14 protein-coding genes are annotated in these 21,339 nt (G+C 72.0%); 3 read left to right on the top strand and 11 right to left on the bottom strand.

Going from position 1 to position 21,339, the window contains the following annotated elements; translation table 11 throughout:
• Positions 1-3: 3 nt before the first annotated feature.
• From ACFOYY_RS17385 to ACFOYY_RS17355, 7 genes are all read right to left on the bottom strand, one after another.
• Positions 4-1,092 (bottom strand): winged helix DNA-binding domain-containing protein, encoded by a 1,089-nt coding sequence (locus ACFOYY_RS17385; protein ID WP_352015886.1) that lies wholly within the window; start codon positions 1,090-1,092, stop codon positions 4-6.
• Between the two features lie 47 nt (positions 1,093-1,139).
• A complete protein-coding gene (locus tag ACFOYY_RS17380; RefSeq protein ID WP_352015887.1) occupies positions 1,140-2,864 on the bottom strand; it encodes an ABC transporter family substrate-binding protein in 1,725 nt (574 codons plus the stop codon).
• A 13-nt stretch (positions 2,865-2,877) separates the two neighbouring features.
• Entirely contained in the window at positions 2,878-5,007 is a 2,130-nt protein-coding gene (locus tag ACFOYY_RS17375) for a dipeptide ABC transporter ATP-binding protein (protein WP_386190307.1), read from the bottom strand.
• Positions 5,008-5,078: 71 nt separating this feature from the next.
• A complete protein-coding gene (locus ACFOYY_RS17370; protein ID WP_362781785.1) occupies positions 5,079-6,005 on the bottom strand; it encodes an ABC transporter permease in 927 nt (308 codons plus the stop codon).
• Positions 6,006-6,014: 9 nt separating this feature from the next.
• On the bottom strand, positions 6,015-6,998 hold the full coding sequence (locus ACFOYY_RS17365; protein WP_386190301.1) for an ABC transporter permease: 984 nt from the start codon (positions 6,996-6,998) through the stop codon (positions 6,015-6,017).
• Between the two features lie 214 nt (positions 6,999-7,212).
• Positions 7,213-9,552: an AAA family ATPase gene (locus tag ACFOYY_RS17360; RefSeq protein WP_386190300.1), complete on the bottom strand. Its 2,340-nt coding sequence runs from the start codon at positions 9,550-9,552 to the stop codon at positions 7,213-7,215.
• A 238-nt stretch (positions 9,553-9,790) separates the two neighbouring features.
• Positions 9,791-11,659, bottom strand: coding sequence for a tetratricopeptide repeat protein (locus ACFOYY_RS17355; protein ID WP_386190299.1), 1,869 nt, complete (start codon positions 11,657-11,659; stop codon positions 9,791-9,793).
• A 219-nt stretch (positions 11,660-11,878) separates the two neighbouring features.
• On the opposite strand from ACFOYY_RS17355, the gene ACFOYY_RS17350 reads away from it, so the two are divergent.
• The 3 genes from ACFOYY_RS17350 to ACFOYY_RS17340 all read left to right on the top strand — a co-directional run bounded on the left by ACFOYY_RS17350 (position 11,879) and on the right by ACFOYY_RS17340 (position 15,318).
• The gene (locus ACFOYY_RS17350; protein ID WP_386190298.1) at positions 11,879-13,426 is read left to right on the top strand and encodes an MFS transporter; all 1,548 of its coding nucleotides are present in this window, start codon (positions 11,879-11,881) and stop codon (positions 13,424-13,426) included.
• A gap of 876 nt (positions 13,427-14,302) precedes the next feature.
• A complete protein-coding gene (locus ACFOYY_RS17345) occupies positions 14,303-14,767 on the top strand; it encodes a hypothetical protein (RefSeq protein ID WP_352015893.1) in 465 nt (154 codons plus the stop codon).
• Positions 14,695-15,318, top strand: coding sequence for a VanZ family protein (locus ACFOYY_RS17340; RefSeq protein ID WP_362781768.1), 624 nt, complete (start codon positions 14,695-14,697; stop codon positions 15,316-15,318). The genes ACFOYY_RS17345 and ACFOYY_RS17340 overlap by 73 nt, the downstream gene beginning before the upstream one ends.
• A 9-nt stretch (positions 15,319-15,327) precedes the next feature.
• On the opposite strand, the gene ACFOYY_RS17335 is transcribed toward ACFOYY_RS17340, so the two are convergent.
• The 4 genes from ACFOYY_RS17335 to ACFOYY_RS17320 are packed head-to-tail and all read right to left on the bottom strand — an operon-like array spanning position 15,328 to position 21,309.
• Positions 15,328-15,918: a phosphoribosylanthranilate isomerase gene (locus tag ACFOYY_RS17335; protein ID WP_362917770.1), complete on the bottom strand. Its 591-nt coding sequence runs from the start codon at positions 15,916-15,918 to the stop codon at positions 15,328-15,330.
• Positions 15,919-15,946: 28 nt separating this feature from the next.
• Positions 15,947-16,204 carry a hypothetical protein gene (locus tag ACFOYY_RS17330; RefSeq protein WP_362781762.1) on the bottom strand — a complete coding sequence of 86 codons (258 nt, stop codon included), beginning with the start codon at positions 16,202-16,204 and terminating at the stop codon, positions 15,947-15,949.
• 60 nt (positions 16,205-16,264) lie between these two features.
• Positions 16,265-17,707 (bottom strand): serine/threonine-protein kinase, encoded by a 1,443-nt coding sequence (locus tag ACFOYY_RS17325; RefSeq protein WP_386190297.1) that lies wholly within the window; start codon positions 17,705-17,707, stop codon positions 16,265-16,267.
• A gap of 38 nt (positions 17,708-17,745) precedes the next feature.
• On the bottom strand, positions 17,746-21,309 hold the full coding sequence (locus tag ACFOYY_RS17320; protein WP_386190296.1) for a WD40 repeat domain-containing serine/threonine protein kinase: 3,564 nt from the start codon (positions 21,307-21,309) through the stop codon (positions 17,746-17,748).
• Positions 21,310-21,339: the final 30 nt, after the last annotated feature.

Below are 21,339 nucleotides of genomic sequence, written 5' to 3'. Positions count from 1 at the left end.
GAGTCATCTCAGCAGGGCGGCGACCCGCTCGATCTCCTGGGCCAGGGCGGCGGCGGGGGCCTCCTCGAACAGGTCGAGATCGATGACGCCGTCCTTGGCCTGCCAGACCCCGGTGACCCTGCCCTGGTGAACCACAACCGGGGAGATCCACCCGGCGGCCCGGCTGACCTTGGCCTTCGCCTCCGCCGGCAGAAGGGGTTCGAGATCGCGGGGAGCACCGAGGATGTACTGGTCGAAGCCCGGCAGCAGGTGGACGCCGGTCGCGGGCGCGGTCGCCATCAGGTCGTCGAGGTGCTCGGCGAGCACGACCATGGGGCGACCGTCCACCTCGATCTCCGCCAGCTCCGGCGCGAGATCGCGGAACCAGCCCCGCAGCACGGTCTTCGGGGCGACGCCCCGGTAGAGCCAGACGTTGAAGGTTTCCGGGGTTCCCGGGCCGTGGGCGCCAAGGAAGGACCTGACCAGGCGGACACCGCCCTCGTCGCGGGAGAGCGGCGCCGAAGGCCCGCCGGGCACCCAGTCGCGGGGGCTGACGAAGGTCACGCGGCCCTCGCGCGGCGGACCGTAGCACAGCTCGCCGAGGAAGCTCAGCGGTTTGAGCAGCGCCCCCCAGCCCGAGGTGAGTGCCTGTCTCAGGTGGGCGTCGCCGGTGACCTCGATGACGGCCTCGACCAGCTCGTCGCGGGTCAGCACATGTCCTTCGAGCGCCTTGGGGACCGCCTCCAGGATGGCCGTGACCTCATCGGCGGTGACCCCGTGACCGCGCTGCCACGACGCCTTCTCCCAGTTGCGGAAGGAGCCGAGGACCGCGGTGTAGGCGGGCAGTTCGTCGGAGGGGACCAGGTGCAGGGTGCCGCGCGCCGTCCAGGTCTTGACCAGCGTGCGGTCCAGCCACAGGGCCTCGCCGACCTCACCGGGACGCGGGTCCGCGCGCCGTACGGCGACGGCGAGCTCGGCGGAGGAGGCCACCTGGGCCTGCACCCCCGCCAGGCGGCGGACGACGGACACCGCGTCCGGCCCCGAGGCCGGGTCGACGAACTGCCGTCTCAGCCGCCATGCGAGCACCTGGGGCCAGGTCGTGGAGAGAACCATGGAAAGACTTCTATCGTCTCCCCCCGACAGAATCCCGCCCGGGACCCCTATCTGACGAAACCGATGTCCTGGTACTTCAGATCGTAGAAGCCGCGAGCCCCGTAGTTGGCGATGTTCTTGTTGACCGCCACGTTCTGCGGGCGCTGGTAGAGCGTCACCACGTTGACCGCGTCCCAGATCAGTTTGTCCGCGGCGTTGGTGTCCGCGATGGCCTGGGCGTCCCCCAGGTCTCCGGTCGCCTTGTTCATCGCGGCGTCGATCTCCGCAGAGCCGATGCGGCCGAGGTTGGCGTTCCACTGGGGCTGGCCCTTCGCGTCGCGGACGGCGTTGACGTACTGGCCGTAGGCGCTGAAGACCGGGAACGGCGTGCCCATGTAGGCGAACGCGGTGATGTCGTAGTTGCCGGGGATGATGTACTTGGTGAAGTAGTCGTCGCTGGGCACCGCCTGAAGGGTGACCTTGACGCCGATCTGGGCCAGCATGCTCTGGGTGATCTCGGCCTCGGACTTGGTCACCTGCAGGCCGGAGGGCATGACGAAGCGCAGGTTCAGCTCGCGGCCGTCCTTCACGCGGGTCTGGCCCGACAGCCGCCAGCCCGCGGCGTCCAGCAGCCGCCTGGCCCGTTCGGGGTCGTAGACGCCGACCTCGCCCGCGTTGTCGCGGTAGCCCTCCTGGGTGTTCATGAAGAAGTGGTTGTTCAGCAGCACGATGGGCCAGTCGAGCCCCTGCAGGTCGGACTGGGCGATGGCCTGGCGGTTGATGCCCATCGCCACGGCCCTGCGGACGTTGACGTCGGACAGCACCGCGCTCTCGCCGTTCAGCGTGAAGTGCCGGAAGTCGGGCCCCGCCGCCTGACGGACGATGGCCCCCTGGCTGCTCTTGGCCCGCGCGTAGTCGGGCGCGGACGGCCCCATGTCGAAGGTGTCCAGCTCGCCGTTGCTGAAGGCGCCGATCAGGGCGTCGTTCTCCAGAGCCCGGTAGATGATCCTGTCGAGCTTGGCCCGCTGTCCCCACCAGCGCTCGTCCCTGGCGATCGTGATGGTCTTGGCCGTCTGGTCGAACGAGACGAACCTGAACGGCCCCGCGGTGACCGGGACGCGGTTCAGCCAGGCCGTGTTGAAGGTCTCCGCGGTCGCGTTCGTGCTCTTCGGGTAGAGCGGGCCGAACAGGGACTGCCAGTCGCCGAACGGCTTGGCGAAGGTGACGACCACCTCGTGGTCGTTCCTGCCCTTGGCCACGTCCTCGACGTCGCGGTAGCCGGTGGTGCTCGAAACCCGGTAGTCGAGGTTCGAGCCGTTCATCGCCCGCCACTGGGCCCGGTAGTCCTCCCAGGTGATGGGGGTTCCGTCCGACCACCTGGCGCGCGGGTTGAGGGTCAGCGTGACGACCTGCCTCGGCTTGGTCTCGGTGACCTTCCCGGCCAGCAGGTAGTCGGTGTTCGCCGAGATCTCGCCCTTCTCGTTGGAGCGGAACGCCGAGGGCATGAGCGCGTCGACGACCTTCTTGACCATGGCCAGGTTGCCGTCGACGTGGTTGAGGTTCCAGTTGGCCGGATACTCGTTGATGCCCACCCGGAGCAGGCCCCCGTCCCTGACCCTGTCGCGGGGAAGCGGGTTGATGTCGTAGGCCTTGATCGTGGTCCCGCGTTCGTCGCCGTCGCTGCTCGGACCGCCTCCCCTGGCTCCCCCCTGGCCCCCGCAGCCGGTGAGGGCCAGCGAGCCCGCCATGGTCAGCGCGGTGGCGCACACGCCCACACGCCGGATTGCTGTCACAGTTCCTCCAGGGTTATACGACTTCGACCTTCTCGGCGAAGTGACAGGAGACGCCGTGGTCCTCGCCGACCGGCCGGACCTGGGGCTCCTCGTTCACGCATCGGCTCTGGCCGGTCTCGTCGAGGGTCCTGAACAAGGGGCAGCGGGTACGGAAGCGGCACCCGGAGGGAGGTTCCGCCGGGCTCGGCAGGTCGCCCTCCAGCAGGACTCGCCTCCTGGAACGTTCCCTGCGCGGGTCGGGCAGCGGGACCGCCGAGAGCAGCGCCTGGGTGTAGGGGTGCATCGGGGCGTCGTAGACCGCGCCGACCCGGCCTATCTCGGCGATCCTGCCGAGATACATGACCGCGATCCGGTCGGCGATGTGCCGGACCACGGCCAGGTCGTGCGCGACGAACAGATAGGACAGCCCCAGGCGCCGCTTCAGGCTCTCCAGCAGGTTGACCACGCCCGCCTGGATGGAGACGTCGAGGGCGGAGACCGGCTCGTCCAACACCACCAGCCTGGGCTCCAGGGCGAGCGCCCTGGCGATGCCGATCCGCTGGCGCTGGCCGCCGGAGAAGTCCTGCGGGTAGCGCCCGGCGTGACCGGGGTCCAGCCCTACCAGGCCGAGGAGCTCCTGGATCCTCGGGCCGGGGTCTTTGACGCCGTGCGCCCGCAACGGCTCGGCGATGATGTCGTAGACGGTCATCCTGGGGTCGAGCGAGGCCAGCGGGTCCTGGAAGACGACCTGCATGTCGCGTCTGACGGCCATCCGCTCGCGGGCGCCGAGAGCCGAGGTGTCGTGTCCCAGCACCACGATCGCGCCGCGCTGCGGCCTGGCCAGCTCCAGGATCTCCATCAGGGTGGTCGTCTTGCCGCAACCCGACTCACCGACCAGGCCCAGCGTCTCGCCCTGCCTGATGTCGAAGCTGATGCCGTCGACGGCGTGCACCGTGCCGACCCTGCGCCGGAAGAGCGCCCCTCTCAGCAGGGGGTAGTTCCTGGTCAGCCCGTCGACCGCCAGCACCACCTCGCGTTCGCCGCGGGGCCGTACCGCGACGGCCGTTTCCTCGGGCCGGGCCTTGGGCTCCGCGACCCGGTAGACCTCGGCGGGCGACCAGCCCTCGGCCTCGATCTCTCCCGCGCGGACACAGGCCGCCAGGTGGTCCGGCGCGCCGGCCTCGCCGAGCGCGGGCTCCGCCTCGGCGCACACGGGCACCGCGATCGGGCAGCGTGGCTCGAACGGGCAGCCCGGCGGCAGCGCGGCGGGCGAGGGCGGACTGCCCGCGATGGGCACCAGGGGCTGGTCCCCGCCCTCGTCGAGCCGGGGAACCGACCCCAGCAGCCCCATGGTGTACGGCATGCGTGAGCTGTAGTAGACGTCGTCGACGGAGCCGACCTCGACGGGTCGCCCGGCGTACATGACCATGACCCTGTCGGCGAACCCGGCGACGACTCCGAGGTCGTGCGTGATCATGACGATCGCCGCCCCGGTCTCCCGCTGCGCCCGTTTGAGCACTTCGAGCACCTGGGCCTGGATGGTGACGTCGAGGGCGGTCGTCGGCTCGTCGCAGATGATCACGTCCGGGTCGTTCGCGATCGCCATCGCGATCACCGCGCGCTGGCGCATGCCCCCGGAGAACTCGTGCGGGAAGGCCCTGGCGCGCTGCGCGGCGTTGGGGATGCCGACCAGGTCGAGCAGTTCGACGGCCCGCCTGGCCGCCTGCTGCCTGGAGACCCGCTGGTGGATCCGTACGGCCTCGGCCACCTGGTCGCCCACACGGTAGACGGGCGTCAGGGCCGACAGCGGGTCCTGGAAGACCATGGAGATGGCCTTGCCGCGAAAGGCGGTGAGCGTCTTCTCCGTGGCGCCGAGTATCTCCCTGCCGAGCAGCCGTACCGAGCCGGTGACACGGGCCTGTGGCGGCAGCAGGCCCATCACGGCCAGCGAGGCGACAGACTTCCCCGACCCCGACTCGCCGACGATGCCGAGCACCTCCCCCGGGTTGACCGAGTAGCCGACCCCCCGTACGGCGTGCACCGCGCCCGCCCCCGTGCCGAAGGTGACGTCGAGGTCGGTCACCTCAAGAACCGGGCCGGTGGGCGCCGCGGGCACAGGAAGGGCGCGACGCCGGTGACGCCCCCCTCTCTCCTGCCTGGCCATGAGGCCGTGGAACTGCGAGAGGGGGAACCTTCCCACGGGGAAGACCCCCACCCGGCGCTCTTCGCGTTCGCTCACCGTGCTCCTTTTCCTGTCGCGGGTTTTCTGGTCGCGGGGTCGAAGGCGTCGCGCAGGGAGTCGCCGACCAGGTTCACCGCGAGCACGGTGACGATCAACAGCCCGGCGCAGAACCAGAACGTCCACGGGGCGTAGACGGCCGTCTGCGCGCCGTCGGCGATGAGGCCTCCCAGCGAGACGTCGGGGGGCTGGATGCCGAAGCCGAAGTAGGACAGGGAGGTCTCGGTGAGGATCGCGGTGCTGACGTTCAGCGTCGCGTCCACCACCAGCAGCGAGGACATGTTCGGGATGATGTGCCGGAAGATGATCCTCGCCGGCGGGACGCCCATGTACCTGGCGGCCTGGATGAACTCCCGCTCCTTGAGCGAGACGGTCATGCTCCGGACGATCTTCGAGGTGACCATCCAGAGGAACATCGCCAGCAGCAGCACGAACAGCGGCCACTGGCCTCCCGCGAACAGCGGCGACATGATCGCCAGGATCAGGAAGGCCGGAAGCACGAGCAGCAGGTCGGTCAGCCAGGTCAGCGCACGGTCGGCCCAGCCGGGGAAGTATCCGGCGAAGGCGCCGACCACGGCGGCCAGGGTCGTGCCGACCACGGCGGCCAGCAGCCCGACGATGAGCGACTTCTGCATGCCGCGCAGCGTGACCGCGTACACGTCGGCGCCGGTCTGCAGCGTGCCCCACCAGTGCTCGCCCGAGGGCGGCTGCAGGAAGGCCATGAAGTCCTTGTCGGTGTAACCCCACCGGCCGGCGTACGGCCCGGCGAAGGCCAGCAGGAACAGCAGCGCCAGAAGGGCGAACCCGACACGGCCCTGGAAGGAGCCGAAGAAACGTCCCGCGACCACCCGCAGCCTGGAGGGCGCCGTGATGCCCGCGACGCTCGCCTCCTGCTCGGCGAACCGCTCGTCCGTGATGGCCATCGCTTCCCCTCACCCCACCCGCACGCGCGGGTCGAGAACCGCGTGCAGAACGTCGGACGCCAGGGAGGCCACCAGCACCGCGAAGGCCGCGAAACAGCTGATCGCCGCGACGGTGTTGACGTCGTTGGTCGAGATGGAGTCGACCAGCCACTCGCCCATGCCGTGCCAGCCGAAGATCTTCTCGGTGAAGGTCGTGCCGACCAGCAGCGCGCCGAAGGTGAAGGCGAAGTAGGTGACCGCCGGGATCAGCGCGGTGCGCAACGCGTGCCGCACCAGCGCGGTACGGCGCCGCAGCCCCTTGGCCATGGCGGTGCGGACGAAGTCGGCGCCGAGCACGTCGAGCATCATGTTGCGCTGGTAACGGCTGTAGACGGCGATCAGCCCCAGGGACAGGGAGAGCGTGGGCAGGATCAGGTGCCGCAGGCGGTCGGTGAGGTGGGTCAGGAGATCGCCCTCAAGGCCGGGCGTCGTCTCACCGCTGACCAGGAAGACCTGGGTGCCGGTCAGGTCGTTGAACGAGACCGCGCCGATGATCAGGATGTTGGCGAGCACGACCGTCGGAACGGCCAGGACGGCGAAGGAGGCCCCGGTCGCGAGGCGGTCGAACACGCCGTACTGCCTGACCGCCGCGTACGCGCCGACGAGCACACCCGTGAGGCTGCCGAGGACCACCCCCACGGTGATCAGGCGCAGTGTGACGCCGACGCGCCGCCCGAGGTCGTCGTTGACCGGCCCGCCGGTGACCGTCTTGCCGAAGTCGCCGTGCGCGAGGCCGCCGACCCAGGTCAGGTAGCGCTCGACCAGCGGCGTCTGGTCGTTGAGGTTCAGCTCGGTGAGCCGCGCGTCGATGACCGCCTCCGGGATCGGCGGGTTGCGGCCCTCGTAGTTGGAGCGGGGGTCGAGCGCGAAGGCTGCGAGCATGTAGGCCAGGCTCGTGGCGACGACGATGAGCACCAGATAGTTGAGCAGCCTGCGGAGAAGAAACCCCGCCATAGCGCCCCCCTTAAGCGTCGTCCCTGTTGTCGATGGCCATCCTGCTACATCTTGCGGCCACTCAACTACAGGGAGTGCTCAATCGGGGGTTCGATCTCGGTCAAGGGCGGTGTTTACCACGCCATCTCTCTGGTTGTCGAACCATCCCTCTGGTTGTGGAACCGAAAAGCACATGTCGGCCATCGCACGCCGTACGGGACCGAGTGGGGAGAGGTCAGCGTCCGGCGAGCTCGTCCACCGCGGCGCGCAGGTCGGCGCTGGTGATGGTGGTCAGGTCCGCCGCGCTGGCCGTGCCGCCCATCTGGGCCGCCAGGCGCACGTCCCTGCGCATCGCGGCGCGCTCGAACAGCGAGCGCGCGAACCTGCCGTTGCCGAGGCTGTCGATGAGGCCGTCCGCGCAGACCCAGGTGAAGACCTCGTCCAGGTCGCGTGCCGCGGCCTCGTCGAAGCGGTCGCCCGCCTCGTGGGCGAGCAACGCGGCGATCTCGGCGAGTTCCCGGGGCGAGTAGGAGGGGAAGTGCACCCGCTGGCCGAACCTGCTGGCCAGGCCCGGGTTGGTCGCCAGGAAGGCGTCCATCTCCCGTTCGTATCCGGCCAGGATGATCACCAGCCGGTCGCGGTCGTCCTCGGCCCGTTTGAGCAGCGTCTGCACCGCCTCCGTGCCGAAGGCGTCACCCCCCGCGTAGCCGGGGTTGACCAGGCTGTAGGCCTCGTCGACGAACAGCACCCCGCCGAGCGCCCTGTCGACCAGCTCGTTGGTCTTGATCGCGGTCGCGCCGAGGTGCTGACCGACCAGGTCGGCCCGCTGTGCCTCGACCACGTCGGGCTGGGCGAGCAGGCCGAGGGCGGCGAAGATGCGGCCCAGGATGCGCGCCACGGTGGTCTTGCCGGTGCCCGGCGGCCCGGCGAAGACGAAGTGCCTGGTCTGCGGGGGTGTCGGCAGCCCCCGCTCCTGGCGCATCCTGGCCACCTTGAGCTGGGCGGTGATGGCGTGCACCTGCTGTTTGACCGGTTCGAGCCCGGCCATCCTGTCCAGGTCGGCCAGCGCCTCCTCCAGGGAGGGGATGGCCTGGTAACCCCGGTAGCGGGCGGTGAGCTCGTCGAAGGCCTTGGCGACGTCCCGCGCGGTCGTGGTCACCAGGTCCTGCGCCGTCGGTGAGCCGCCCGCGCCGACCACCCGCACGTCACGGGCCTGGGCCGCGGCCTCGACGAGGCTCCTGGCGAACCTGGCGTTCCCCAGCTCGTCGACGAGGGCGCGCCGGTGCACGTCCTCGAAGCGGTCGAGCAGCGCGGGCCCGGCGTCGTCGGCGAGCCGGTCGCCGCGCCGCCGCTGCAGCAGCTCGGTGATCTCCAGCAGTTCTCCCGGGGAGTAGCTGGGGAAGCGGACCCGGCTGGAGAAGCGGCTGGACAGGCCGGGGTTCGACGACAGGAAGGAGGCCATCTCCTTCTCGTATCCGGCCAGGATGATGATCAGCCGGTCGCGGTCGTCCTCGGCCCGTTTGAGCAGCGTCTGCACCGCCTCCGCGCCGAACCGGTCCGGCTGGCCGTCCCCCGAGTTGATCAGGCCGTACGCCTCGTCGACGAACAGCACCCCGCCGAGCGCCCTGTCGATCACCTCGTTGGTCTTGATCGCGGTAGCACCGAGGAACTCCCCGACGAGGTCGGCGCGCTGGACCTCGACCACGTAGGGGGTTTCGAGCAGGCCGAAGGCGTAGAAGATCTTCGCGACGGTCCTGGCGACGCTGGTCTTGCCGGTGCCGGGAGGACCGACGAAGACGAAGTGGCGCATCGGCGGCTCGGTGGAGTATCCCGCCTCCTTGCGCAGCCTGGCCGCCTCGATCGAGGCTGCGATGGAACGCACCTGCTCCTTCACCGGGGCCAGGCCGATCATGCCGTCCAGCTCGCCGAGCGCCTCCTCGACGGAGATCGGCGGCGGGGCCGCGGGTGTGCCCTGCGCGTGGGCGGGCTGCCCGCTCTCACGCGCCCTGATCCGCACCCGCTGGTCCCCGGCCCGCAGATCGGCCCTGGCCTGACGGGCCTGGACGAACCGGTAGACCAGCACGGCCGCGGCGACGCCGTAGGCGATCCACGGGGCGACGCCGGGGGCGAAGACGGAGATGGCGGCGGCCACGACGGCGGCGGGCACGAGCGCGGCGAGCGTGGTCAGCCACGGCGGCACCCAGCGGATGAGGTGGGCCGCTCCCGCGACGGGCAGCGCCAGGAGCGTCAACGGCATCGAGGCGGGCACCCCGACGCCGTACAGGCTCTGGAAGGGGGGCATGAGCAACACCCACCCGACCACCACGACCAGGGTCGCGGCGGCCCGGGGGAAGCGCAGGGTCAGTCCGGCGAAACCGAGCAGGACCAGGATCGCCAGGAAGGTGTCGCGCGACCACCCCATGCCCAGGGTCAGCCCGACGGCCAGGACCAGTGCGAGGAGGTAGATCAGCCGGCGTGTGCCGGGAGCGAGCTGGAAGTAGCGCAGCCGTACCCTTTCGAACGCATCCCGCACCGCCGCCCGCCCCGCGGGCCGGATCCTGTCGGGTTCCCGCATCACGCCTCCCCGGATTCGCCCCCGGTTATACCGCACCGGGCAGACGTTTGCGCGTGCGTGAGCGCCACGCCACGCCGCCACACTGACACGATCAGATAAACGGACGAGACCGGATGAACCCCACGATCCGGGTGCGGGGTTTCTGCCCCGCCTTCGGATGCCGAAACGATCCCTCCCGCCGCCTTCCCGCGTGCCCTCCCCGGGCCTTCCTGCGGGCGGTCCCCGGCACGGTTAACCCTCAGCGTGTCCGCGTGGTCCCGTGTCGCTCCCGGGCACGGCGGCGCCGGTGGCGGTCCCGGTGGCGGGCACCGCCGAGACCTGGGACTTCGGAGACGAGGACCCGCTTCGGGGTGATCCTGAGCGCGCCCGTCTCCACGTCGCCGACCGCGACGCCCCGCACCTCGGCCCAGAACCGGCTCTGCGCCGGGTCGGTGACGAACACCGTGACTCTCGGGTCCCGTCCGGCCGCCTCCCAGGCGTCGGCGGGGGCGGTCAGGAGCAGTTCGCCGTCCGCCTGGCCGGTGACCTCGGCGGCCAGGGTTCTGGGACCCTCCCGGTCCGTGAAGGCCAGGACGACTCCCCTGACCCGGGCCAGCGCCCGCCGCACGTCGCCACCGAGGAGGATCGGCGCCCGCGCGTCCGCCGGCGGGCGCACGTCATGCCCCTCCCGCATGGCCAGGCCCGAACGCCACGGTCCCGGCAGGTCGTGCCCGCGCGCCCGTGCCGCCCTGAGGGCCAGCGCCCCGGCGAGTACGGCCGGCGGCACACCGCAGGCCCACCAGATCCACCAGGTCCACCGCTCCAGGCCTGCCCCGGCCAGCAGGCCGGACGACGTCACGACCGCGACGCCCGCGAGCAGGACCGAGGTCAGGGTCAGCAGGTACCGGGTGGCCGTGAGCAGGCGGTCGGCGGCGAGCACCCGGTCGACGAGGTGCCCCGCCGTACCCCTCGGGCGGGCCAGGGCGAGCGCGACGGGGACGGCGGGGGCGGCCAGGGCCGGCCGGATCTCGCCGAGTGCCCCCGCGGCCAGCAGGAGCCCCATGAGCGCCGACCAGGCGCGGGCCGTGAGCATCCACAGCGTCGTCTCGGCGTTGCGCCGCGCCGTACGGTCTCCCGGGATGGCGGCGAACTCGGCCAGCGCCCTGACCGGGCGCCCGCGCCACGCCCGCACGGGCACCCGCAGGGCGGGCAGGGCGATGCCGTTGAACAGGACGAATCCCGCGAGCAGGGGCCACGCCACGCCCTGCGGGACGGGCGGGAGGATGGCGACCGCCACCGTGTAGGCCACGACGGCGAGCACGGTGGCCGAGACCGAGACGCCGAGCCAGGGGTCGCGCGCGAGCAGACGCGGCACATAGCGCCAGAGCCTGATCTCACGACCCCGCCTGAGGGTGATCGCCACCCCCGCCAGCACGGTCACGCCACCGGCCACGGCCGCCGCGGCGGGCCCGGTCCGCAGGACGAGCAGGGCGGCCACGGCGAGCGCGACGGCCAGCAGTGCGCGGATCTGCCGGGACCAGGCCTCCACGGCGTCCCTCGTGCGGGCGGTCTCCCGGGGGTCGACCGGCCAGGCGGGGTCGTGGTGGCCGTGCGGAGGCCGCCAGCGCAGCAGGGCGAGCCCGAGGTTGACCCGTGCGAGCGGGTGGTCGTCCGCCAGGCGCAGCGCGGCCCGGTAGGCGGCCTCGGCCCGGTGGTGTTCGCCGCGCAGCAGCGCGAGGTCGCCGGCGAGGACGTGGGGGTCCGGCTCCTCGGGGGCGTAGCGGACGGCCCTGTCCGCCTGGACGGCCGCCTCCCACCGGCGTCCCGGCACCCGGCGCAGGGCGGCGCCCAGTCGCAGCCGTGCCGTCCACGACCCGGGAGCGGTCCGTACGGCCTCCTCGGCGGCGGCCACGGCCTCGGCGTCTCGGCCGAGGCGTTCGAAGGAGAGACTCAGCAGCCGGTATGCCCAGTCCGCGACACCGGTGACCTGACCGTGCCCCATGGCGTCGAGCGCCTCCTGTGGCCGGTCGCGCTCCAGCAGGGCCGCGGCCGTGGCGCACCGTTCGCGGGGGTCACCGGTGTCACCGTCCGGTTCCGGCGGTTCATGGACCTCGTGCTGGCTCCCCACGACCGTCATCGTGCGCGCGAGATCACTGTTTGCCTAGATAAGAGATATATCCCTGTATCTCTCTAGAGAGGCAGGATATATGGGGACAATATCCACAATTAGCGGTAAGCCAATCTCCGATTCCTGGCTTTCCCACTACCCGGCTTCGCCTAAGCTGCCTGGCATGTCCGTCGAGGCCGACGTTCCCTTCAGCGGCCCCTCCAGCGGCTCATGATCGCCATGGGGGTCGTGGACAGTGCGGTCCGCACCGGGATCGACCCGCGAAGGCGAGGGACCGGCCGTTGGTCGGTCCTGATCCTGCTGTGCTTCAGCCTGCTGCTCATCGCGGTGGACGCGACGGTCCTGCACATCGCCGTCCCCGCGCTGACCGCCGCCCTCGAACCCACCTCGGTCCAACTGCTGTGGATCATCGACGTCTACTCCCTGGTGGTCGCGCCGCTGCTGCTGACCTTCGGCACGCTCGGCGACCACTACGGCAGGAAACGTCTGGTGCTGATGGGGTACGTGGTGTTCGGCGTCGCCTCGGCCGCCGCCGCGTTCGCGCCGAGCGCCGCCGCGCTGATCGGCGCGCGGGCCCTGCTGGGCGTCGGCGGCGCGATGATCATGCCCGCCACGCTCTCCATCATCAGGCAGGTCTTCACCGACCGGCGTGAGCGCGCCGTCGCCCTGGGGGTGTGGAGCGGGGTCGCCGCCGCCGGGGCAGCGGTCGGCCCGCTCATCGGCGGGTTGCTCGTGGAGCACCTGTGGTGGGGCGCCGTCTTCCTGATCAACGTCCCGATCCTGCTGGTGCTGTTGCCCGCGGCCGTCAGGCTTCTGCCCGACTCCTGCGCACGGGCGCTGCACCCGTGGGACGCCTTCAGCGCGCTGCTGTCGGTCGTGGGCATCCTCGCCCTGGCCTTCGGCCTCAAGGAGACGGGGACCGGCGGCACCGGTGGACCGGTGGTCTTCCTGGCCGGGATCGGACTGCTGGCCTGGTTCGTGCGCAGGCAGCGGCGCTCGCCCTCCCCGATGCTCGACCTCGGCCTGTTCCGGCAGCGGGCGTTCTCCATCGGGGTCGCCGCAGTGTTGCTCACGGTCTTCGCCCTGGTCGGGCTCGAACTGATGCTCGCCCAGTATCTCCAGCTCGTGCTCGGCGACAGCCCCTTCCAGGCGGCGGTCCGCCTGCTGCCGCTGATGGCCGCCGCGGTCGCCGGCGGCCTCGCCGGGGCGCGGCTGCTGCACCGCTTCGGGCTGCGCGCGACGATGGGCGGCGGCCTGGCGCTGACCGCGCTCAGCCTGCTGCCCACGCTGGCCTGGGGTACGGAGCCGCACTCCCTGACGCTCGCGCTCTGTTTCGTCGGCGTCGGTTTCGGCATCCAGGTCACCCTGCTCGCCGCCTCCGACACGATCATGTCCTCGGCGTCCGAGGCACGGGCCGGTGGTGCCGCCGCGATCGAGGAGACCGCCTACGAGCTGGGGGCCGGCCTGGGGGTCGCGGTCCTCGGCACGGTCACCACGGCCGTCTACGCGCCCTCGCTGGCACCGGTCGCCGGGGTTCCCTCCGGCCTGATGACCCTCGCGCGTCAGTCGCTCGCCGCCGCCGCGCACGCGGCGCAGGAGATCGGCGGCGAAACCGGGGCCGCGCTGCTGACCGCCGCCAGAGTCGCGTTCGTCGGCGGTCTGCACTCCACGATCGTGGTGAGCGCGCTGCTGCTGGGCGCGACCGCGGCGCTCGTCACCCTGCTGCTCCCCCGTGGCACCGTCCCCCCTGAGCACGGTCACCACTGACGGGTTCCAAGACCGCGGGCCGGTGATCACCCGTCCGTCCGGCGGACCGGTGACCGCCCCCCTTCCGGCCGGGCCCCTCCGGGAGGGGAACAGTCCGGCCTGACGGCCCGCGGTCTCGGCCGTCACCCGCGGCAGCACGGCCCGGGGCCGGCTACGGCGTCCGGCTACGACATCCGGTCCGAGGTGTGGCGGCGCTCACCCTCCAGATCGCACCGCCACACCCGGCATACGGGGTGTCGTGTGACGGCCTGACCGTCCAGATCACCCCTGCTCTGTCGGCGGGATCCGCCGGTTTCCGTCCGCCGCGGCGCCGTACGGGCGTCTCGTGGCGCGGGCCACCCCCACCCCCGGGGCGGCCATGTGACCATGTGACGGCGCTCCCGAGCCGTCCAGCGATGTGTATGGCAGACGGTCGGGTGGTCGGATTGGAAGCATTCATTGCTGTTTTCTCCTTTCGGCGCGGGAGGGGTGCGCGGTCGTTTCTCCTCAAGGGTGCCTGAGAAGGACTCTTTCGGCAGCCACATGATTGCGACGATCTGTTCGCACATTGAGTTTCGGTTTCTGTAGGACGCACACAGGTTTATGTAGGACCGTGAAGGATTCCTCGCCGACGGCGCGAATATATTTCACAAATCCCACATAACAGGCAGCCCGCACAAGCCCTGACCTGCACGGGACCCGATACCACGGCGCGACCCCGGTCGAGCTTCGTTGATCACGTGCCGGTTTGCGGATAGGTTCCCCCTGACCGCGAAGCGCGAGAGAAAAACAAAGATATCCGACAATTAGAACATTGCCCACAAATCATAATTTGTCATTTATGCCCTTTTTCTTGCGCCGTCTGCCGCCGCGAACCCACCAGCGGAAGGACTCGCCTTGCTGGATCGCCTCCTGCCCTCCCTCGTCACGCCGGCCGCATTTCTCACCGTCTCGGCGATCGCCTGCGCGGCCGTCTGGGCGGGGAGCGCCGCGGCCGGGGACACGGGTTCCGTCGGCGACTGCGGTCCCTCCCTGACCTTCTCCGGCTCCGCGTTCGGCTACCTCGACAACGGCACGCTCAGCGCCGGGTTCTGCGTCAAGGGGAGGTCCCTGCGCCGGATCAACGTCGCCTACGACAAGGCGCGGGGAGGGGCGACGAACGTCCGGCTCGGCTACCAGCAGACGAACAGCTCGGGCGTCGGGATCAAGAGGCCCGTCTACGGCCCGGCCGTGACGGCGCGGGCGGGCGGCACCACCTTCAGGAGTTTCTCCCTCTCCCTTCCCTCCGGGTGTTACCACGGGATCATGCTGAACACCGCGACCCGTTTCCAGTACGTCACGAAGGTCTGGGGCGACTGCTGATCCCCCTGCCCGTCGAGGTCTTCCTCGCCAACCGTGACCTCTGGCTGCCGGTCGTCTGCCTGCTGACGGTCCTCACCGGACTGTGCGTCCCGCTGAGCCGAAGAGCCTCGGCGGTGTTCCGCGTGCGGCGGCCGACGGCGTTCCTCTGGCTGTTCTCCCTGGCCGTGATCCCGGCCCTCACGATGCCGACGCGTCTGACCACGCACGGCCTGGCCTTCTGCGCGACCGGCGGCCCGGCCTCCCTCACGGAGGCCCAGAACCTCCTCAACCTCCTGCTCTACGCCGCGCCCGCCCTGCTGGGGGTCCTCGTGACCCGCCGCCCGCTGGCGGTCGTGACGGGGCTGGCGGCGGCCTCCCTCGCCCTGGAGATCACCCAGGCGTTCTCGGAGGGGCGTAGCTGCGACGCGGCGGACGTGCTCTTCAACGTCCTGGGCGCCCTCGCGGGAGCCGGGACGGCGCTGCCCGTCCTGCGAACGGCTCCCCGCTCCCCACGCGGAACGCCCGCGATCCCGGCCGAACGGCCGTCCCGGACGCCCGGGGGCACCGGGTAGCCGGGGACTTCAGCCGCGCGCGGCGGCCACGAACTCCCTGATGAGCCCGGCGTCCTTCACCCCGGGAGCGGTCTCGACACCGCTTGAGACGTCGACTCCCCACGGCTGGGCGGCGGCCACGGCCTCGGCGACGTTCGCCGGGCCGAGTCCTCCGGCCAGCATCCAGCGGCCCTGCGGGAGGCCGCGCACCGCCGCCCAGTCCCACGGCTCCCCCGAGCCCGGGCGGGGGGCGTCGACGATGAGCATGTCCTCGTCGAAGGCTCCGCAGCGCAGGTCGGCGCCCGCCGCCGCCCCGGCACGGACCAGTGTCAGGCCGAGGTCCTTGAGCGCGGTGAAGTCCTCGTGCGGATGGGCTCCGTGCAGCTGCACGGCCCGCACCCCCGACTCGGTCGCGGCCCGCCGTACCTCCTGCGGGGTCTCACCGGCGAAGACCGCGACGGTCAGCACATGGGCGGGCACCTCGGCGGCCAGCTCACGGGCGAGCTCCGGGGTGATCCGCCGAGGGCTACGGGTCAGGACGAAGCCGATCGCGTCGGCTCCCGCCTCGACGGCGGCCGTGACGTGGCCGGGCTCTCGCAGCCCGCAGATCTTCACATACACCCCTGCACCCTAGCGGTGCCCGAACGGTTCAGGCTCCCTGCTGCATCGGGATGCCGACCCGGTCGACGATCGCGTCCTCCCCCTCCTGACGGGCGCAGTGCGCGCAGCAGAACCAGCTCCTGCCCACCTGGACCCCGTGGCCGACGACCTTCACCCCGCAGTGCTCGCACACCGGGGCCATCCGGTGGACCGCGCACTCGAAGCTGTCGAAGACGTGCACGGCCCCCTGCGCGTGCACCTCGAAGCTCATGTCGTAGTCGTTGCCGCAGACCTCACATCGCGCCATGTCTTCCCCCCGAAAAACTCACGGCGTACTCCCGGCTATGCCTACCCGCCGGTGGAGGGCTCAGACAGGCCGGCCGCCGGTTCCGAGGGCGGCCACCAGGGCCGCGACCAGGGCGAGGGTCAGCAGTACCGTCAGCCCCAGCCAGTACAGGCGGTCGCGGGCCGTGCGGGCCCGCGCGTCACGGTCCGCCTCGATCCACCCGGCCAGCCTCGGCCAGGCGTACGGTAGCGCCGGATCGGCCAGGCGGGCCAGGTCCCCCGCACGGACGACCAGCGGCCCGAACGCCTCGGCGATCCGTTCCTCGGCCTCCCCCGCGCCACGCGGCCCGCCGCGCCCGTCCGCCAGCCTGAGGAACATCGCCGAGGCGAACGGCCGGTCGGCCGGGTCGAGCGTGACGTAGGCGTCCTCCGCGACCGCGCCCAGTCCCGGGTCGTCGTACGGGGTCCGCAGCCTGGCCGCCATGGCGTCGCCCGCCGCCAGCAGGAAGTCCAGGGTGAGCGGCACGCGGGCGGCCAGCAGGGCGTCGGCGAGACAGACCCGCCCGCCGAGGACCGTCCCCGTGGTGAGCGGCGCCTCCGCGGTGAACGTCTCCGCCGCCCATCCGGGGATGTCGCCGCCCGAGGGCACGAGACAGGCCGCCGGCAGGCAGGCCGCGGTGGGGGAGGCGTGTGTGAGGCAGTCGGGGGCGAGGCAGGGGGCCTTGAGCCGGACGGTCGCGTCCGCGGAGACCAGGGCCCGCAGCAGGTCCCGGGCCCCGGGCCTGCGCTCGGGGTCCTTGGCCAGGGAGTCGGCGACCAGGGCGCGCAACGGCTGCGGGATCGGGTCCAGGTCGGGATCGACCGACAGCACACGGTGCATGACCGTCCCCAGACTGGTGCCCTCGAACGCGTCCCTCCCCGTCGCGGCGTAGAACACGACCGCGCCCCAGGCGAACACGTCCGCGGCGGCGCCGGGCTCCCGTCCGGTGAACGCCTCCGGCGCGGTGTAGGCCGGGGCGTTCATGGCCAGCCTGGGCCAGGTCAGCGTCGTCTCCGTCGGGGAGAGCGGCCCGAACCCGACGACCCTGGGACCGTCGGGGCCCAGCAGCACGTTGTCCGGGGTGAGGTCACGGTGGACGACCCCGGCCTCGTGGAGGGCGGTCAGCGCGGTGGCCAGGGCCGCGGCCAGGTGGAGCAGGTCGGGCCCGGCCAGGATCCGCCCCGCCCCACGCAGGCTCGGCCCGGCCACGTACTCACTGACGACGTACGGCCGCGCCCCCACGCAGTCGGCGTCGATCACCTTGGCCGTGCAGGACGGCGCGGCGGCGCGGACCGCGGCCACCTCCCCGGCCAGTGGCCGCCACAGTTCGGGGTCTCCGTGCGGCACCTTCACCGCCACCCGCCGCCCTCCGGAGTCGTAGGCCTCGTAGACCACGCCCCGGCGGCCCGCCCCAAGACGGCCCGCCAGCCGGTAGTCCCCCAGACGGTGCGGGTCCCCCTCGATCAGCCTCGCCGCGACTCTCATACGGTGTTGGATGCGATCTCAGACCGGAAAGTTCTGGGTCATCGGGGGCATACATCACGGTACGGCGTCTCCCCCAGGTAGGTCCGCCACTCCTGCGCCGAGAGCGTACGGCCCGCCCTCGCGCAGACCGCGTTCGCCACGGCCTCCGGCTCCACCGGGTGCTCGGCCAGGACTCCCGAGGAGTCGGCGACGACCAGGCGCGTCCCGTCTCCGGTGAAGGCCAGCGCCTTCGGCTCTCCTGGCCCCGTCGCGATCGGCGCGCCGAGGCGGCGCCCGGTCTCGACGTCCCACAGCGCCACGGAGCCGCCGTCCACCCGGCCCGCGATCACGTCGCCGCGCGGCGAGTAGGTCAGCAGGGGGGTCTCGCCCGCCCCCGTCCTGACCGTCTCACCGACCTGCTTCCTCGACGAGGTCTCCCAGACCGACAGCCGTCCCGCCTGGTCGGCGATGGCGAAGCGGGAGCCGTCCCCGCCGAAGGCGAGCGAGAGGACGGGGACGCCGACGGTCGGCGAGCCGTACGAGGGGCCGAAGGGTTTGCCCGTGCGGGTGTCGAGCAGGCGCTGTTCACCGCCCGCGACCGCCAGGGCCCTGCCGTCCGGGGCGAAGCGGAGGCCGTCGGGGTAGCCCTGCTTCCTCGCCCAGCGGTGCCGGCCGCCCGGCACGTCCCACAGGTGGATCTCCCCGCCGTCCCCGGTCGGGGAGTCGGGGTAGGCGACGTATCCGGCGAGGGCGGTGCCGTCGGCGTTCACCGCGATGGCGGTCACGTTGCCCTGTCTCGGGGCGGTGACGGTCATGACCTTCTCGAACGTCCTGGCGTCCCAGATCTGCACCTCGCCCGCCATGTCGCCCGTGACGACCGCCAGCCGTCTCCCGTCGCCGCTGAAGGCCATCTCGAAGTAGCCACCGGGGTCCTGTGAGCCGACGTCCAGGGCCGCCGGGGACCTGCGTCCGCGCACGTCCCACAGGACGACCTTCCCCGGCCCCTCCCCCTTCGAGGCGAGCAGGCGGCCGTCGGGGCTGAGCGCCGCCCTGGCGAAGCCCGCCTTCCCCAGTGGCGCCGGGGCGGTCGCGAAGGCGATGTCGAGGCTGGTCACCGAGTCCTCCGACAGGTAGCGCAGGGTGCGCCCGTCGGGGTCGAAGGCGGCGACCGGCCTGAACGCGGCGACGGCGTGGGTGAACAACAGGGCACCGTCCGCGACGCGCCAGAGCCTGATGTTGCGCTCGCTCACCGACGCCAGGAACCGCCCGTCGGGGCTGAAGACCAGCGTGTCCGCGTCGCCCTCGTCGAACGAGCGCTGCACGTCGGCGTCGGTGAAGGAACGTTGCAGATCGGCGCCGGTCGAGGCGTCGTGGAGCCGGATGAGCGCTCCGGTGCGGACCGCGACGACCTTGCCGTCCGGGCTGTAGGCGACGCGCCGCACGCAGGTGCACCGCTGTCCGAGCGACACCTTGCGGCCGTCCGCGAGGGTCGTGGCCGTCGCGTTCCCTCCGAGGTCGGCGACGGCGAGCCCGGTGCCGTCCGGCGAGGTGTCGAAGCCCATGCCCGCGGTGAACGGGGCCGCCTCACCGCCCGTCCGCCGGTTCCAGACCATCAGCCCCTCGCCCCTGCTGACCAGGACCAGGTCCTCCGAGCGGCCGAAGGTCACCTGGGATATGCCGTCGACGCCCCTGCCCCGGACGGTGAGGGTCGCACCGGTCGGCTTGCCGGTCGTCATGTCCCAGATCGTGAGTTTCGTCCCGCTGACCACGGCGAGCAGCCTGCCGCTCGGGCTCAGCGCGATCCCGGTCAGCTCGTCGCCTATCCCGTCGAACCCGCCGGCGCGTCCGCCGGTCCGCACGTCCCAGACGCGCGCCTGTCCGTCCCCGGCGCTGACGAGGACGCGCCCGTCACGGCTCAGCGCCCGCAGCGTGTGCACCCCGGCCGCCGGGTCGTGGAAGGCGGCCGTCTCACGCTGGGCCAGCGAGCCGGTCAGGGCGGCTCTCGCCTCGACCACCGGGTTCAGCCGCCAGGCGGCCACGCTGAGCAGCATGGCCCTGACCGGCTCGGAGACGCGCAGCGATTCGGCGGTCGCGGCGAGCTGGCGGGCCTGCGCCTGGTCGCGCTGGTGCGCGATGGTGACGCTGCGCGCCTCGGCGACCCTGCCCTGCTGTACGGCCAGCACCCCGGCGGCCAGCGCGACCGCCAGCAGCCCGGCCAGCGTCACGGACAGCAGCCTGCCCCTGCGTGCGCGGCGCCTGGCCAGGGCGGCTCCCGCTTCCAGGAAGTCGCGTTCGACCGGGCTCAGTGTGATGTTGCGCCGTCCCGTCGCCGCCCAGTTCATGGCGTTCTCCAGGTTGCTGCCCTGGAACAGGTCGCCGTCCCTGCGGCCCTGGCTCTGCCAGCGCCAGGCCGCGGTGAGGATGTGCCGGTGCACGACCAGGCCGTCGCGGTTGGCCCCGACCCACTGACGCAGCCGGGGCCAGGCCTGGGTCAGGGCGGGCCGCGAGAGCCACAGCGCCTGCTCGTCGCGGCCGACCAGATAGGTGAAGGCCGCGAGCACCCGGTGGACGGCGGCGATCTCCTCCTCGCCCCTTCCCTGGAGGAGTTCGGCCAGTTGGGCGCGCCGTACGGTGAGCTCTCCGTCGTCGGTCACGGTGACGAGCCGGAGGAACACCTCGGGGGCGATTTCCCGTTCGGCCTGCCCGAGCGCGCCGAAGGCCTCCTCGGCGAGGTCGCCGAGCGCGGGGTCGTTCGAGCCGGTGTGCATCCGGCCGCCCGTCTCGCTGCCCGCCGCGAGCAGCCGCCGGGTGTCGAGCGAGCCGCCCCCGCTGATCAGGGCGAGCAGCAGTTCCCTGGCGGCGGGCCTGGCCGTGGGGTCCTTGGCCAGGGAGGCGGCCACCAGCGGACGGAGCTGCTCGGGCAGTACGTCCAGCTGCGGCTGCACGGAGAGCACCCGGTGCATGACACCGCCCAGGCTCTCCGCCCTGAACGGGTCGAGTCCTGTGGCGGCGAAGACCATGACCCCGCCCCAGGCGAAGACGTCGACGGCCTCGGTCGCGCGCTCCCCCATGAAGATCTCGGGGGCCATGTAGGTGGGGGTCCCCGCGACCATCCCGGTCGCGGTCAGCGACATGTCGGCCATCCGGGCGACACCGAAGTCGATCACCCGGGGGCCGTCGGGGCCGAGCAGCACGTTGTCGGGCTTGAGGTCTCGGTGGATGACCCCGGCCTCGTGGATCGCGGTCAGCGCGGTGGCGACGGCGGTGGCCAGGCGGTGCAGGTCACCGCCGGTGAAGCGGCGCCCGTCGACGACGGCCCTGCGCAGGCTCGGTCCCTCGACGTACTCGGAGACGATGTACGGCCTGGGCCCTTCGAGGTCGGCGTCCACCACGGCGGCCGTGCAGAAGGAGGCGATCCGCCTGGCGGAGGCCGCCTCGCGGCCGAACCGCTCGCGCAACTCGGGGTCGGCCGCCGCGTCGCCGTGCAACACCTTGACCGCGACCCGTTCGCCCCGTGCGTCGTAGGCCTCGTAGACCACTCCCTGCCCGCCCGCGCCCAACCGGCCCGCCAGCCAGTAGCCGCCGAGCCGTTGCGGATCTCCGTCGACCAGTCCGGTGCTCATTCCCGCCTCCGTTCACCGGCTTGTTGGACG

Source organism: Streptosporangium jomthongense (genome assembly GCF_042650425.1).
GTDB lineage: Bacteria > Actinomycetota > Actinomycetes > Streptosporangiales > Streptosporangiaceae > Streptosporangium.
The sequence above is the reverse complement of the archived record's forward strand: the minus strand, read 5'-3'. Positions and strand labels throughout refer to the sequence as shown.

What these genes read in the sequence shown, in the direction of transcription:
- ACFOYY_RS17385 (WP_352015886.1), bottom strand. Translation starts at nt 1,092, where the DNA reads ATGGTTCTCTCCACGACCTGGCCCCAGGTGCTCGCATGGCGGCTGAGA.
- ACFOYY_RS17375 (WP_386190307.1), bottom strand. Translation starts at nt 5,007, where the DNA reads ATGGCCAGGCAGGAGAGAGGGGGGCGTCACCGGCGTCGCGCCCTTCCT.
- ACFOYY_RS17370 (WP_362781785.1), bottom strand. Translation starts at nt 6,005, where the DNA reads ATGGCCATCACGGACGAGCGGTTCGCCGAGCAGGAGGCGAGCGTCGCG.
- ACFOYY_RS17365 (WP_386190301.1), bottom strand. Translation starts at nt 6,998, where the DNA reads ATGGCGGGGTTTCTTCTCCGCAGGCTGCTCAACTATCTGGTGCTCATC.
- ACFOYY_RS17360 (WP_386190300.1), bottom strand. Translation starts at nt 9,552, where the DNA reads ATGCGGGAACCCGACAGGATCCGGCCCGCGGGGCGGGCGGCGGTGCGG.
- ACFOYY_RS17350 (WP_386190298.1), top strand. Translation starts at nt 11,879, where the DNA reads ATGGGGGTCGTGGACAGTGCGGTCCGCACCGGGATCGACCCGCGAAGG.
- ACFOYY_RS17330 (WP_362781762.1), bottom strand. Translation starts at nt 16,204, where the DNA reads ATGGCGCGATGTGAGGTCTGCGGCAACGACTACGACATGAGCTTCGAG.
- ACFOYY_RS17325 (WP_386190297.1), bottom strand. Translation starts at nt 17,707, where the DNA reads ATGAGAGTCGCGGCGAGGCTGATCGAGGGGGACCCGCACCGTCTGGGG.
- ACFOYY_RS17320 (WP_386190296.1), bottom strand. Translation starts at nt 21,309, where the DNA reads ATGAGCACCGGACTGGTCGACGGAGATCCGCAACGGCTCGGCGGCTAC.